At 69.4% G+C, this 14,876-nt stretch carries 12 protein-coding genes; 3 read left to right on the forward strand and 9 right to left on the reverse strand.

Annotation, left to right across the window (positions count from 1 at the left end):
* Window positions 1-13 precede the first annotated feature (13 nt).
* The 3 genes from zwf to pgl all read left to right on the forward strand — a co-directional run bounded on the left by zwf (window position 14) and on the right by pgl (window position 3,362).
* Window positions 14-1,552 carry a glucose-6-phosphate dehydrogenase gene (gene zwf, locus HQQ88_RS03235; protein ID WP_111083962.1) on the forward strand — a complete coding sequence of 513 codons (1,539 nt, stop codon included), beginning with the start codon at window positions 14-16 and terminating at the stop codon, window positions 1,550-1,552.
* Complete coding sequence (locus HQQ88_RS03240) at window positions 1,549-2,493, forward strand: glucose-6-phosphate dehydrogenase assembly protein OpcA (RefSeq protein WP_111083961.1); 945 nt, start codon at window positions 1,549-1,551, stop codon at window positions 2,491-2,493. Before zwf ends, HQQ88_RS03240 begins: the two co-directional genes overlap by 4 nt.
* Before the next feature lie 98 nt (window positions 2,494-2,591).
* Window positions 2,592-3,362, forward strand: coding sequence for a 6-phosphogluconolactonase (gene pgl, locus HQQ88_RS03245; protein ID WP_111083960.1), 771 nt, complete (start codon window positions 2,592-2,594; stop codon window positions 3,360-3,362).
* Window positions 3,363-3,727: 365 nt separating this feature from the next.
* Here pgl and HQQ88_RS03250 read toward each other — a convergent pair whose 3' ends face one another.
* From HQQ88_RS03250 to uvrA, 9 genes are all read right to left on the reverse strand, one after another.
* Window positions 3,728-4,096 (reverse strand): RNA polymerase-binding protein RbpA, encoded by a 369-nt coding sequence (locus HQQ88_RS03250; protein WP_027465686.1) that lies wholly within the window; start codon window positions 4,094-4,096, stop codon window positions 3,728-3,730.
* A gap of 3 nt (window positions 4,097-4,099) precedes the next feature.
* Entirely contained in the window at window positions 4,100-4,351 is a 252-nt protein-coding gene (gene secG / locus HQQ88_RS03255; protein ID WP_017887256.1) for a preprotein translocase subunit SecG, read from the reverse strand.
* A 108-nt stretch (window positions 4,352-4,459) separates the two neighbouring features.
* On the reverse strand, window positions 4,460-5,239 hold the full coding sequence (tpiA, locus tag HQQ88_RS03260) for a triose-phosphate isomerase (RefSeq protein ID WP_111084168.1): 780 nt from the start codon (window positions 5,237-5,239) through the stop codon (window positions 4,460-4,462).
* Complete coding sequence (gene pgk, locus HQQ88_RS03265) at window positions 5,236-6,453, reverse strand: phosphoglycerate kinase (RefSeq protein ID WP_131920119.1); 1,218 nt, start codon at window positions 6,451-6,453, stop codon at window positions 5,236-5,238. The genes tpiA and pgk overlap by 4 nt, the downstream gene beginning before the upstream one ends.
* Before the next feature lie 3 nt (window positions 6,454-6,456).
* Window positions 6,457-7,461 carry a type I glyceraldehyde-3-phosphate dehydrogenase gene (gene gap, locus HQQ88_RS03270; RefSeq protein ID WP_111083958.1) on the reverse strand — a complete coding sequence of 335 codons (1,005 nt, stop codon included), beginning with the start codon at window positions 7,459-7,461 and terminating at the stop codon, window positions 6,457-6,459.
* A gap of 280 nt (window positions 7,462-7,741) precedes the next feature.
* On the reverse strand, window positions 7,742-8,722 hold the full coding sequence (gene whiA / locus HQQ88_RS03275) for a DNA-binding protein WhiA (protein ID WP_111083957.1): 981 nt from the start codon (window positions 8,720-8,722) through the stop codon (window positions 7,742-7,744).
* A 75-nt stretch (window positions 8,723-8,797) separates the two neighbouring features.
* Entirely contained in the window at window positions 8,798-9,697 is a 900-nt protein-coding gene (gene rapZ, locus HQQ88_RS03280) for an RNase adapter RapZ (protein WP_111083956.1), read from the reverse strand.
* A 103-nt stretch (window positions 9,698-9,800) separates the two neighbouring features.
* The gene (gene uvrC, locus HQQ88_RS03285) at window positions 9,801-11,825 is read right to left on the reverse strand and encodes an excinuclease ABC subunit UvrC (protein WP_173168604.1); all 2,025 of its coding nucleotides are present in this window, start codon (window positions 11,823-11,825) and stop codon (window positions 9,801-9,803) included.
* A complete protein-coding gene (gene uvrA / locus HQQ88_RS03290) occupies window positions 11,826-14,852 on the reverse strand; it encodes an excinuclease ABC subunit UvrA (RefSeq protein ID WP_216833931.1) in 3,027 nt (1,008 codons plus the stop codon).
* Window positions 14,853-14,876 lie beyond the last annotated feature (24 nt).

The following is a 14,876-nucleotide window of genomic DNA, read 5'->3' on the forward strand; positions in this document are numbered from 1 at the left end:
AGTTCACCGACTCATGTCACCGGTGGCAATCACCCCGGAGCACAACCCGCTCCGGCTGCCGACGGATCGTCGACTGAACCGGATCGCGGGACCGAGCACGCTCATCATCTTCGGCGTGACGGGCGACCTGTCACGCAAGAAGCTGATGCCGGCGGTCTACGACCTGGCCAACCGGGGGCTGCTGCCCCCGGGGTTCGCGCTCGTCGGCTTCGCCCGTCGCGACTGGGAGGACCAAGACTTCTCCCAGCTCGTGCACGACGCCGTCAAGGAGCACTCCCGCACCCCGTTCGACGAGGACGTCTGGCGTCAGCTCGAACAGGGCATCCGCTTCGTCCAGGGCTCGTTCGACGACCCCGAGGCGTTCCTGCAGCTCAAGCAGACCGTCGACGACCTGGACGCCGAGCGCGGGACGCTGGGCAACCACGCGTTCTACCTGTCCATCCCGCCGAAGATGTTCCCGGTGGTGACCGAGCAGCTGAAGCTGTCCGGCCTCACCGCGAAGCGCGAGGGCTCGTGGAGCCGCGTGGTCGTCGAGAAGCCGTTCGGCTCCGACCTCCGCACCGCGCGCGAGCTGAACGCGATCGTCGAGAGCGTCTTCGCGCCCGACGACGTGTTCCGCATCGACCACTACCTCGGCAAGGAGACCGTCCAGAACCTGCTGACGCTCCGGTTCGCGAACCAGATGTACGAACCCATCTGGAACTCGAACTACGTCGACCACGTGCAGATCACGATGGCCGAGGACATCGGCGTCGCCGGACGTGCCGCGTACTACGACGGCATCGGCGCGGCGCGCGACGTCATCCAGAACCACCTGCTGCAGCTCCTCGCGCTCACCGCGATGGAGGAGCCCGTCTCGTTCAAGGCCGCCGACCTGCGCGCCGAGAAGGAGAAGGTGCTGTCCGCCGTGCGGCTGCCCGAGGACCTGTCGACCGCCACGGCGCGTGGACAGTACGCGGGCGGCTGGCAGGGCGGCGAGAAGGTGCTCGGCTTCCTCGACGAGGCCGGGATGAACCCCGAGTCCGGCACCGAGACGTACGCCGCGATCAAGCTCGACATCGCGACCCGTCGCTGGCAGGGCGTCCCGTTCTACCTGCGCGCCGGCAAGCGGCTGGGGCGCCGTGTGACCGAGATCGCGATCGTCTTCAAGCGCGTCCCCGAGGACGTCTACGGCAACTCGCAGTCCCCCCTTGGTCAGAACGCGCTCGTGATCCGCGTCCAGCCGGACGAGGGCGTCACGCTCCGGTTCGGCTCGAAGGTCCCCGGCGTCGGCACCCAGGTGCGCGACGTGACGATGGACTTCGGCTACGGCCACGCCTTCACCGAGGCATCCCCCGAGGCGTACGAGCGACTCATCCTCGACGTGCTGCTCGGTGACCCGCCGCTGTTCCCGCGGCACCAGGAGGTCGAGCTGTCCTGGAAGATCCTCGACCCGATCGAGGAGTTCTGGGCCACGCAGGGCCAGCCCGAGCAGTACCGTCCCGGCACGTGGGGTCCGGCGTCCGCCGATGCCCTGCTCGCCCGCGACGGCCGGACCTGGAGGCGTCCATGAAGATCGACCTGCCGAACACCACGGTCTCGAAGATCCAGAAGAAGCTCGTCCACATCCGCGAAGAGGGCGGCGCCGTCGCCCTCGGTCGTGTCCTCACGCTGATCATCTCGACGGCCCTCGGCCACGAGGAAGAAGCGATCGAGGCCGCGAACGAGGCGTCCCGCGAGCACCCGATGCGCGTGATCATCGTGTCGAAGAACGACGGCGACACGAAGTCGCCCGGCCGTCTCGACGCGCAGATCCGCGTGGGCAGCGACGCGGGTGCCAGCGAGGTCATCGTCCTCCGCGCCTACGGCGAGACCGCGACCGACGAGGAGAGCCTGGTCACGGGCCTGCTCCTGCCGGACGCCCCGGTCGTGGCCTGGTGGCCGCAGACCGCGCCGTCGCAGCCGTCGGCCTCGGCACTGGGCCGCATCGCCCAGCGCCGGATCACCGACGCCGCCGCGCAGAAGGACCCGAACGGCGCGATCGAGGCGCTCGGTGCCTCGTACGTGCCGGGCGACACCGACTTCGCGTGGACCCGACTGACCCTGTGGCGGAACCAGCTCGCCGCGGCGCTCGACCAGCCGCCGTACGAGCCCATCACGGGCGTCGAGGTGACGGGCGCGTCGGACAGCCCGTCGACGATCCTGCTCGCCGCGTGGCTGCAGCTCCAGCTCGAGGTGCCGGTGACGGTCACCACGTCGCCGCGTGCGACCGGCTCGAGCGGCATCCACGGCGTCAAGCTCGTGCGCGAGTCGGGCACCATCGATCTCGAGCGTTCCCTGGTGGACGTCGCGACGCTCTCGATGCCCGGTCAGCCCACGCACGACCTGTCGCTGCCACGCCGCAACCTGCGTGACTGCCTGGCCGAGGAACTCCGTAGACTCGACCCGGACGTCCTCTTCGGAGACGTCGTCAAGCACGGGGTTCCCCAGCTGCGCGAGACCATCGCCCGCTGAGCACCCCACAACGGTCGGGTCGTCTGTCTGGTGCAGGCGGCCCGACCGGACCGAAGGCGGTCGTACGACCGGTCGGCCGCCACGAACACGGGAGTCACGTGACCAACGAACGGCGGGTGCTCGTGCACCCGGACAAGCAGGCCCTCGGCGCTTCGGTCGCCGCACGCTTCATCACCAAGATCATCGACGTGCTCGACGAGCAGGAGCGCGCCGACATCGCGATCAGCGGTGGCTCGGTGTCGTCCCTCGTCCTCGCCGCGATCGGCCAGTCGCCGGCGCGCGAGAGCGTCGACTGGTCGAAGGTCCACGTCTGGTGGGTCGACGAGCGCTGGGTGCCGGCCGGTGACGCCGACCGCAACACCACGGGGACGCAGACCGACTTCTTCGACCACGTCGACATCCCGGAGTCGAACATCCACCCGATGCCCGCGTCCGACGCCGGCATCGACATCGAAGCGGCCGCGCTGCAGTACGAGCGTGAGCTCCAGGACGCCGCGTACGAGGGTGCCGTCGCTCCGCGCTTCGACATCACACTGCTCGGTGTCGGCCCCGACGGGCACACCGCGTCGCTCTTCCCCGAGTTCCCGCAGCTCACGGTGACCGACCGCGCCGTGGTGTCGGTCGACGACTCCCCCAAGCCGCCGCCGCAGCGGCTGACGGTCACCTACCCGGTGATCAACGCCTCGCAGCGCGTGTGGGTCATCCTGTCCGGCGCCGAGAAGGCGTCGGTCCTCGGGCTCGCCCTGGCGGGCGCCTCCGTCGAGGACGTCCCCGTCGGCGGCGTCCAGGGCCGCAAGCGCACCGTCTTCTTCGTGGACCAGGACGCCGCGCGCGACGTCCCCGAGAACCTCATCGCGTCGACGTACTAGACGCGCGACCTGCCTGACGGGAGGCCCGGTGCCAGTTGGCACCGGGCCTCCCGTCCGTCTGTGGTCGCGCCCCTGCCCCCGAGGTTCCGAAATCTCGGCATGTCGGCGCTCGCGCCGGCCGCCCGTGGAACCTCGGCGAAACGCACGCGGCATGTCGTGGAACCTCGGCGTGGACTTCCCGAGGTTCCGAGATCTCGGAACCTCGGCGCTCTCACCGGCTGGCCGTGGAACCTCGGCGGAACGCACGCGGCATGTCGTGGAACCTCGGCGGGACACACGCGCCGTGTAGAGCCCAAGAGCCCCCACGACGCACGAAGGCCCCCACACCATCGCGGTGCGGGGGCCTTCGTCAGTGTGTGTGGGCGCTACGCCTTCTTGGCGGCGGTACCGCGACGCTCGCGGAGCTGCTGGAGCGCGTCCTCGAGGAGCTGCGCTGCCTCTTCCTCAGTCCGACGCTCCTTCACGTACGCGAGGTGCGTCTTGTAGGGCTCCGTCTTGGAGACCACGGGAGGGTTCTCCTTGTCGCGCCCGGCGGGGAGCCCGCTCGACGGCGAATCGACCGTCTCGGGGATCTCTTCGTCCGGGAGGTTCGCGGCGAAGTACCGCACGACCTCGTTGCCGAGGGCGTCCCAGTAGGAGATCGCCACACGCTCGGCCTGGACCCCACGGTCCTGTTCGCCCATCGGGCCGGCGCCGACGCGGGACCCTCGGATTGCACTGCCTCCGCTAGCCATGGATCAGACCCCCGCCGTGAACTTGTTGATGAGACCGAGCACGATGATGGAGACGATCCAGACCAGACCGAGGATCACCGTGATGCGGTTGAGGTTGCGCTCGGCGACGCCGGACGCCCCGAGGTTGCTCGTCACGCCGCCACCGAACATGTCGGAGAGGCCGCCACCGCGGCCCTTGTGCAGGAGGATGAGGAGCGTGAGCAGGAGGCTCGTGATTGCGAGCAGGACCTGCAGCACGACGGAGAGTATCGCCACGACGTACCTTTCGTGTCAGTCAGCCGTACCAGTGTACCGGCCGCGCGGGGCACGGCCGGTACATGGACGGGAGTGGTGCGGACTACAGCCCGACGCCAGCCGGTGTGGCTACAGCCCGACGTGCTGGCGGAACCGGGCGATCGCCGCGAACTCCTGCACGTCGAGGGATGCGCCGCCGACGAGGGCGCCGTCGATGTCGGGCTCACGGAGGAACCCGGCGATGTTGCCGGACTTTACCGAACCGCCGTACAGGACGCGCGTGTCGGCAGCGGCCTGGTCGCCCCAGGCAGCAGCGATGCCGCGACGGATCGCGGCGCACTCGTCCTGCGCCTGCTCGGCGGTGGCCGCCTGGCCGGAACCGATCGCCCAGACGGGCTCGTAGGCGACGACGATGTCGGACGGCTGCACGGCGTCGAGCACGACGCGGAGCTGCTCGACCGGCACGACGCCGGCGCCGCGCTGTTCGCGCTGCTCACCGGTCTCGCCGACGCAGACGACCGGCACGAGGCCGTGCTTGACGGCCGCGGCGGTCTTGGCCGCGACGACCTCGTCGGTCTCACCGTGCAGCGTGCGCCGCTCGGAGTGTCCGACGATGACGTACTGCGCGTCGAGCGCCGACAGGAACGCGCCGGAGACGTCGCCGGTGTAGGCACCGGAGTCGTACTGCGACAGGTCCTGCGCACCGAAGTGGATCGGCAGCTTGTCGGCAGAGATGAGCGTCTGCACGCTCCGCAAGTCGGTGAAGGGCGGGAACACCGCGACCTCGACGTCGTCGAAGTCGTGGCGGGCGTCCTTCAGGGTCCACGCGAGCTTCTGGACCGTGGCGATGGCCTGGAGGTGGTCCAGGTTCATCTTCCAGTTGCCGGCGATCAACGGCGTGCGGGTCATGCGGACCACCCCAGTGCTTCGAGACCGGGAAGCGACTTGCCCTCGAGGAACTCGAGGCTCGCACCGCCACCGGTCGAGATGTGCCCGAACTGGTCGTCCGAGAAGCCGAGCGAGCGGACCGCAGCGGCGGAGTCGCCACCGCCAACGACACCGAGGCCGTCGACCTCGGTCAGGGCCTTGGCGACGGTCTTCGTGCCGGCGGCGAAGGCCGGGAACTCGAACACGCCCATCGGACCGTTCCAGAACACCGTCTTCGAACCGGACACCGCCGACGCGAACCGCGCCGCCGTCTCCGGGCCGATGTCGAGGCCGATGCCGTCAGTGCCGAACGACGACGACTCGATCGCGTCGGCCGCCACCGTCTCGTGCGCCGCGTCGGCGGAGAACCCGGAGGCCACCACGACGTCGGTCGGCAGGTCGATCGTCACGCCGAGCTCCTTCGCCCGCGAGAGATACTCGCGGACGACGTCGAGCTGTTCGGCTTCGAGCAGCGACTTCGCCACTCCGTGGCCCTGGGCCGCGAGGAAGGTGAAGAGCATGCCGCCGCCGATGCACAGCGTGTCGACCTTGGGCAGGATGTGGTCGATGACGCCGAGCTTGTCGCTGACCTTCGAGCCACCGAGCACGACCGTGTACGGCCGTTCCGGCGAGGAGGTCAGGCGCTCGAGCACCCGCAGTTCGGTCTCGATGAGCGAACCGGCTGCGCTGGGCAGCGCGGACGCGAGTTCGTAGACCGAGGCCTGCTTGCGGTGCACGACACCGAAGCCGTCGGAGACGAAGGCGTCACCGAGTGCCGCGATGCGGTCCGCGAACGCGGAGCGCGCGGCAGCGTCCTTCGAGGTCTCCTCCGGGTTGAACCGGAGGTTCTCGAGCAGCAGGACGTCGCCGTCCTCGAGGGCCCCGGCGGCTGCGGTCGCCTCGTCGCCGACGGTCTCGCCGACGAACGTGACCTCTTTGCCGAGCAGCTCGGAGAGCCGCTGGCCGACCGGCGCGAGCGAGAACTCCGGCTTGGGTTCCCCGTCGGGGCGGCCCAGGTGGGAGATCACGATGACGCGCGCGCCGGCGGTGATGAGGGTGTTGAGGGTCGTCAGGGACGCCCGCACGCGGCCGTCGTCCGTGATGGTGCCGTCCTTGAGCGGGACGTTCAGGTCACAACGGACGACGACGCGCTTGCCGGCAAGGTCGCCGAGGTCCTCGAGGGTGCGGAGGGCCATGTGTTACAGACGCTCGCCGACGTACTCGGTCAGGTCGACGAGACGGTTCGAGTAGCCCCACTCGTTGTCGTACCACGAGGTGATCTTCACGAGACCGCCGATGACCTTGGTCAGGCCGGAGTCGTAGATCGAGGAGTGCGGGTCCGTCGTGATGTCGGTCGACACCAGCGGGTCCTCGCTGTAGAGCAGGATGCCCTTGAGCGGGCCCTCTGCGGCCTCCTTGTACGCGGCGTTGATCTCGTCGACGGTGACCTCGGACTTGGTCTCGAGGGTGAGGTCGGTGATCGAGCCGGTCGGGACCGGGACGCGGAGCGCGAAGCCGTCGAGCTTGCCGGCGAGCTCCGGCATGACCTGGCCGATGGCCTTGGCGGCACCGGTCGAGGTCGGGACGATGTTCAGCGCGGCCGCACGGGCACGACGGGGGTCCTTGTGCGGGCCGTCCTGCAGGTTCTGGTCGGCGGTGTAGGCGTGGATCGTGGTCATGAGGCCACGCTCGATGCCGAACTTGTCGTTGAACACCTTGGCGAGCGGCGCGAGGCTGTTCGTGGTGCACGACGCGTTCGAGATGATGTTGTGGTTCGCCGGGTCGTACTGGTCCTCGTTCACGCCGAGGACGATGGTGACGTCGTCACCGGTGGCCGGGGCGGAGATGATGACCTTCTTGGCGCCAGCGTCGATGTGCTTCTGCGCATCGGCGGCCTTGGTGAAGAAGCCGGTCGACTCGATGACGATGTCGACGCCCAGCTCGCCCCACGGGAGGTTGGCGGGGTCGCGCTCCGCGAGGACCTTGATGGCCTTGCCGTCGACGACGATGTTGTCGCCGTCGAGCTCGACGGAGACGCCGAGACGACCCGTGATGGAGTCGAACTTCAGCAGGTTCGCCAGCGCGGCGTTGTCGGTGAGGTCGTTCACCGCCACGATCTCGAGGTCGGAGCCCTTCGCGAGGGCGGCCCGGAAGAAGTTGCGGCCGATACGGCCGAAGCCGTTGATACCGATCTTGACGGTCAATGGATCTCCTGGTGGGTGTGGAGCGCCCGAGGGGCGCTGCTTTCGGAGGGCGCTGGCCCTGTCGGGCCCGCGTGTGGTGGACGATACGCCCCGTAACGTCGCCGTAACGACCCTAGCAGTCGGACCCTGCCAGGCAGTGCGGTGTGACGGTCCGTCCGGACGGTCGTCCGCAACGTCCGGAACGACGTCGGTGCGGCCCGTGGGCGCCCACACAGAACGGACGGGAGGCGCGGTGCCAGCTGGTACCGCGCCTCCCGTCACGCAGGTCGGACGACCCGTCTCAGACGCCCTCGAGCTCCTCGGGGACGCTCGCTTCCGTCCCGGGGATGCCGAGGTCGGACGCGCGCTTGTCGGCCATGGCGAGGAGTCGGCGGATGCGACCGGCGATGGCGTCCTTCGTCATGGGCGGGTCGGCGTGCTGGCCGAGCTCGTCGAGCGACGCGTCGCGGTGCTGCAGGCGCAGCGCGCCGGCGTACTGCAGGTGGTCGGGGACCTCGTCGCCGAGGATCTCGAGCGCGCGCTCGACGCGGGCGCAGGCGGCGACGGCGGCCTGCGCCGAACGGCGGAGGTTGGCGTCGTCGAAGTTGACGAGGCGGTTCGCGGTCGCACGGACCTCGCGACGCTGCCGCATCTCCTCCCAGTCGGCGGTGGTGCGGGCGGCGCCCATCACCGTGAGCATCTGGCCGATGGCCTCGCCGTCGCGGATGACGACGCGGTGGACGCCACGGACCTCGCGACCCTTCGCCGCGACGCCGAGACGCGACGCGGCACCGACGAGGGCCATGGCGGCCTCGTTTCCGGGGCACGTGACCTCGAGCGCTGCGGCCCGGCCCGGGTCGGTCAGGGTGCCGGAGGCGAGGAACGCACCGCGCCAGATCGCGGCGAGGTCCTCGCGGTTGCCCGTGGTGAGCCGGTTCGGCAGCCCGCGGACGGGGCGACGACGGGCGTCCATCAGACCGGTCTGGCGTGCGAGGGTCTCCCCCGCCTCGAGCACGCGGACCAGGTAGCGAGTGCCACGACGGGACGACGCGGACGAGCCCACCGACGCCTCGCTGCGGACGCCGTACAGCTCGGCGAGGTCCTTGCGGACCCGGTGCACGATGATCCGGGTGTCGAGCTCCACCTCGACCGCGATGCGGCCCGAGATGACGTGCAGGCCACCCGCGAACCGGAGGATCGTGGCCAGTTCGGCGGCGCGGACCGTGTTGCGGTTCACGGCGACCCTGGCCAGTTCGTCCTTGACCTCGGCAGTCAACGGCACAGCATCATTCCTAACGTTCATCTGGTGGTCCCGCGATTCCGGCGGCACGTACGTGGGGAGCGGCCGGAGGGACGGTCACTCCCGGCCGAGATCTCGGTTCTTCACACGCACGGCGACGCCAGGCATCCCGCGGAGGAGGTTCGCCAACTCGGCGACGATGGCGACCGAGCGGTGCTTCCCGCCGGTACAGCCGATGGCGATCGTAGCGTGTCTTTTGTTCTCGCGCTGGTACCCCTCGAGCACCGGCTCGAGCACGGACACGTACCGATCGACGAACGGACGGGCTCCGGCCTGGGCCAGGACGTAGTCCGAGACGGGCTGGTCGAGGCCCGTGTGGGCCCGGAGTTCCGGGACCCAGTAGGGGTTCGGCAGGAACCGGACGTCGGCCACCATGTCGGCGTCGGCGGGCAGTCCGTACTTGAACCCGAAGCTCATGAGCGTCACCTGAACACCCACGAAGTGATCGTCGGCGAACTGCTCGGTGACGGTGTTCGCGAGCTGGTGGATGTTGAGGTCCGAGGTGTCGATCACCATGTCGGATGCCTCGCGCAGACCAGCCAACCGGGTCCGCTCGCGCGCGATGCCGTCGAGCAGGGTGTCCTCGCCCTGGAGCGGGTGGGGTCGTCGGACCTGCTCGAAGCGCCGCACCAGGACGGCGTCGGTGGCTTCGAGGAACAGCACCCGGACCCGTGCGGACGTGGTCGACCGCACCTGTTCGACCGCGTGCTCCGGGTCCGTGAAGAACCGTCCGCCGCGGACGTCGACGACCGTGGCGATCTTCGGGATCTTCTCGCCGGCGCGGTCGGCCAGCTCGGTGAGCGGTGCCAGCATCTGCGTCGGCAGGTTGTCGACGACGTACCAGCCGAGGTCTTCGAGGGCCTTGCCGACCGTCGAACGCCCGGCCCCGGACATGCCGGTGACGATGAGGATGTCGTGCTGCGACGCGTGCGCGGTCGCTGTGGCGCTGTCGGTCATCTGGGAGTGGGCTCCGTCGTGGCGGCCCGGGCGCGTCGCCCGGGGAGGTCTCGGCTGCGGGACCAGGGTATCGCCCGACAGGTGTCGGGAGGCACGGGATGCGTCACGTGGGCAGCTGCGGACCGTCGTGGGTCACGTCGGGGACCCGCACCGGGCCTGCTGGGACCGGCTCGGCGTCCGCAGCGTCCGTCTCGGCGTCCGGCGCGCTGGTCGGGGTCTGCTGGAGCTTCGTGACGACCGCCGCGGCAGTCGCCGGACCGACGCCGTTGACCTCGCTGATCTCGTCGGCCGTGGCCTCGCGCAGCCGTGCCACGGACCCGAAGTGCTTGAGCAGCGCGTTCACCCGCGACGGCCCGAGCCCGGGGATCTCGGACAGCCGGGACCGAACGTCGCGCTTGCGGCGGGTGCGCTGGTGCGTGATCGCGAACCGGTGCGCCTCGTCACGGATGCGCTGGATGAGGAAGAGCGCCTCGGAGTTGCGCGGCATGATCACCGGGAAGTCGTCGTCGGGCAGCCAGAGCTCCTCGAGACGCTTCGCGATGCCGACCAGCGCGATGTCGCGCACTCCGGCTTCGTCCAGCGCACGCTTGGCGGCCTGCACCTGGGGTTGTCCGCCGTCGACGATGAGCAGTTGCGGGCGGTAGGCGAACCGCTTCGAGGGCTTGGAGCCCTCGACCACCTCGGCGCTCGTCACGTCGGGCACGTCCGGCAGGTCCGCGTCCTCGTCGAGGCGCGCCAGACGCCGCGTGAGCACCTGGTACATGCTGTCGGTGTCGTCGGTGGTCTCGGCGATCGTGTAGCGGCGGTACTGGTCCTTGCGGGGCAGGCCGTCCTCGAACACCACCATCGACGCCACGACGTTCGTGCCCTGCAGGTGCGAGATGTCGTAGCACTCCATGCGGAGCGGGGCCTCGGTCATGCCGAGGGCGTCCTGGATGTCGGCGAGGGCTGCGGAGCGCGTCGTGTAGTCGGCGGACCGCTTCGTCTTGTAGAGCATCAGCGCCTGGGCGGCGTTCTGCGCGGCCGTGCGGGCCAGTCCGGCACGGTCACCGCGTTGCGCCGTGCTGAGCTTCGTGCCGCGGCCGCCCCGTCGTTCACTGAGCCACTGCTGCAGTGCGTCGGCGTCCTCGGGCAGGGTCGGCACCACGACCTCGCGCGGGGGTTCCTCGGCGACGGCGGCCGGCGTGAGCTCATTGTCGGCGTAGACGCCCTGCACGATCTGCTCGACCAGGTCACCGGTCGAGATGTCGAGTTCCTTGTCGACGACCCACCCGCGGACACCGCGGATGCGCCCGCCACGGACCGAGAACAGCTGGACGGCGGCGGCGAGTTCGTCCTCGGCGATGCCGAACAGGTCGAGGTCCACCGAATCGCGGAGCACCACGGCGGACTTCTCGAGCACGGCCTCGAGCGCCTCGACCTGATCGCGGAACTTCGCGGCCTGTTCGTACTGCATGGCGTCGGCCGAGGCCCCCATGCGCTGGCGCAGCTCGGTGATCACCCGGCGGTCGTAGCTGTTCATGAACCGCACGAACTCCTCGACGAGCGCACGGTGTTCCTCGATGGTGACGCGCTGCGAGCAGGGACCGCCGCACTTCCCGATCTGCCCGGGGAAGCAGGGCTTGCCCGTCTGCATCGCGCGCTTGTACGAGGAATCCGAGCAGGTGCGGATCGGGAACACCTTGATCATCAGGTCGATGGTGTCGTGCACCGCCCAGATCTTCGGGTACGGCCCGAAGTACTTCGCACCCTTGATCTTCCGGTTCCGCGTGACCATCACCCGTGGGGCCTCGTCCGCCATAGTGATCGCCATGTACGGGTACGACTTGTCGTCACGGAACTTGACGTTGAACGGCGGGTCGAACTCCTTGATCCAGGTGTACTCGAGCTGCAGTGCCTCGATCTCGGAGCCGACCGTCGTCCACTCCACGCTGCGGGCCGTCAGCACCATGCGCCGGGTGCGTTCGTGCAGCGTCGGCAGCGGCGCGAAGTAGTTGCTCAGCCGGGCGCGGAGGTTCTTCGCCTTGCCGACGTAGAGCACCCGGCCGGCCTCGTCACGCCAGCGGTAGACGCCCGGGTCGGTCGGGATCTCCCCCGCCTTCGGGCGCCACGGAACGGTGTCCGCCACCTACCGTGCACCCGCCTTCTGCTTGGTCGACTTGCCCGGTCGGCTCGCCGTGCGGGCCTCCACCGCCTGCTGCTTGCCGACCCGGGCGTCCTGTGCGTCGAAGATCTCCCGCAGGAAGACGCCCGTGAAGCTCTCCGGCACGTCGGCCACGTGCTCCGGGGTGCCGGTGGCGAGCACCGTACCGCCGCCGGCACCGCCCTCTGGGCCCATGTCGATGACCCAGTCGGCCGACTTGATCACGTCGAGGTTGTGCTCGATCGTGATGACGGTGTTGCCCTTGTCGACCAGGCTCTGCAGCACCAGGAGGAGCTTGCGGACGTCCTCGAAGTGCAGACCCGTCGTCGGCTCGTCGAGCACGTACACGGTCCGGCCGTTCGAGCGGCGCTGCAGCTCGGTGGCGAGCTTCACGCGCTGTGCCTCGCCGCCGGAGAGCGTGGTCGCGCTCTGGCCGAGACGGACGTACCCGAGGCCCACGTCGACGAGCGTCGCCATGTACCGGTGGATCGCGGAGATCGGTTCGAAGAACTCGGCCGCCTCGCTGATCGGCATGTCCAGGACCTCGGAGATGCTCTTGCCCTTGTAGTGGACCTGGAGCGTCTCGCGGTTGTAGCGCGCGCCGCCGCAGACCTCGCACGCGACGTAGACGTCGGGCAGGAAGTTCATCTCGATCTTGATCGTGCCGTCGCCGGAGCAGTTCTCGCACCGGCCGCCCTTGACGTTGAAGCTGAACCGACCGGGCTGGTAGCCACGGGTCTTCGCCTCGGGGGTCTCGGCGAACAGCTGACGGATCCGGTCGAACACGCCCGTGTAGGTCGCCGGGTTCGACCGCGGCGTGCGGCCGATCGGGGCCTGGTCGACGTGCACGACCTTGTCCAGCTGGTCGAGGCCCTTGACGCGGGTGTGCTTGCCGGCGATGTGCCGGGCGCCGTTGAGCTGGTTCGCGAGCACCTTGTACAGGATGTCGTTGACCAGGGTGGACTTGCCCGACCCGCTCACGCCGGTCACCGCGGTGAACACCCCGAGCGGGAAGTCGGCGTCGATCGTCTTGAGGTTGTTCGCCCGTGCGCCCTGCACGCTGATGGTGCGCTTCAGGTTGACCTTGCGACGCTCGGCGGGGACCTCGATCGCACGACGACCGGCGAGGTAGTCCCCCGTCACCGACTCGCGGTTCGCGATGATGCCCTCGTACGAGCCCGAGTGCACGACGTTGCCGCCGTTGACACCGGCCCCGGGGCCGATGTCGACGACCCAGTCGGCCGTGCGGATGGTGTCCTCGTCGTGCTCGACGACGATCAGGGTGTTGCCGAGGTCCTTGAGCTTGACCAGGGTGTCGATGAGGCGGCGGTTGTCGCGCTGGTGCAGCCCGATGCTCGGCTCGTCGAGCACGTACAGCACGCCGGTCAGGCCGGAGCCGATCTGCGTCGCGAGGCGGATGCGCTGTGCTTCGCCACCGGACAGCCCACCGGCGCCGCGCGCCAGGGTCAGGTAGTTCAGGCCGACCTCGAGCAGGAACTCGAGGCGCGCCCGGATCTCGCGCAGGACCGCCGCGGCGATGTGCGCTTCGCGGTCGGTGAGCGTCAGGGTGTCCATGAACGCGTACGCGTTGTCGAGGGACATGTCGGTGACGTCGGCGATGCTGCGGCCGTCGACCGTGACCGCCAGGACCTCGGGCTTGAGGCGTGTTCCCTCGCACACCGGGCACGGGACCTCGCGCAGGTAGCCCTGGAAGCGCTGGCGCTGCGAGTCCGACTCGGCCTCGGCGAACTTGCGCTCGATGTAGGGCATGACGCCCTCGAACCCGCTGGTGTAGCGCATCTCGCGGCCGAACCGGTTGCGCCAGGACACCGACACCTGGAAGTCCTTGCCCGTCAGGATCGCGGCCTGCACCGAGGCGTCGAGTTGGCTCCACGGGGTGTCGAGCGTGAACCCGAGGTCCTTGCCGAGGCCGGCGAGGAGCTTCTCGAAGTACGAGTACAGCCCGCTCGCGCCGGTCCAGGGCAGCAGGACGCCGTCGCGCAGCGAGGCATCGGGGTCGCCGAGCACCAGGTCCGGGTCCACCGACATGCGCGTGCCGAGCCCGGAGCACTCCGGGCAGGCACCGAACGGCGCGTTGAACGAGAACGTGCGGGGCTCGATCTCGGTCAGCGCGAGCGGGTGGTTGTTCGGGCACGACAGGTTCTCGGAGTAGGTGCGCACCGCACCGGGGCCGTCGTGGTCGACCAGGTCGATGCCGACGGTGCCACCGGTCAGGCGCAGTGCCGTCTCGAGCGAGTCGGTGAGCCGACCGAGGATGTCCTCGTTCGACACCAGACGGTCGACGATCACCGAGATGTCGTGCTTGACCTGCTTCTTGAGCTTCGGCGGGTCGCTGAGCTGGATGCGCTCACCGTCGACGATCGCGCGGGCGTAGCCGGACGCCGCGAGTTCCTGGAAGAGGTCGACGAACTCGCCCTTCTTCTTGGAGATGACCGGGGCGAGCACCTGGAAGCGCGTGCCGGACTCGAACTCCATGAGCTGGTCGGCGATCTGCTGCACGGTCTGCTTGCTGATGACCTCGCCGCACGTCGGGCAGTGCGGCACCCCGATGCGCGCCCAGAGCAGACGCATGTAGTCGTAGACCTCGGTGATCGTGCCCACCGTCGACCGCGGGTTGCGGTTCGTCGACTTCTGGTCGATCGACACCGCGGGCGACAGCCCTTCGATGAAGTCGACGTCGGGCCGGTCGACCTGGCCGAGGAACTGTCGCGCGTACGCGGACAGGGACTCGACGTAGCGTCGCTGTCCCTCGGCGAAGATCGTGTCGAAGGCCAGTGACGACTTGCCGGATCCGGACAGGCCGGTGAACACCACGAGGGAGTCACGGGGGATCTCGAGGTCGACGTTCCGGAGGTTGTGCACCCGGGCCCCGCGGACGCTGAGCGTCGAGGAGGCGGTCGGGACGGTCACGCCGGGGAGGTGGGGGTCGGTCGGCTCGCCGAAGGCGTTCCGGCCCGAGGTCGCGGTGCCGCGGTCAGAGGTGATTGTCATCGCCGTCGATTCTACGAAAGGGGT

Origin of the sequence: Curtobacterium sp. VKM Ac-2861 (assembly GCF_013204965.1) — a bacterium.
Classification (GTDB): domain Bacteria; phylum Actinomycetota; class Actinomycetes; order Actinomycetales; family Microbacteriaceae; genus Curtobacterium.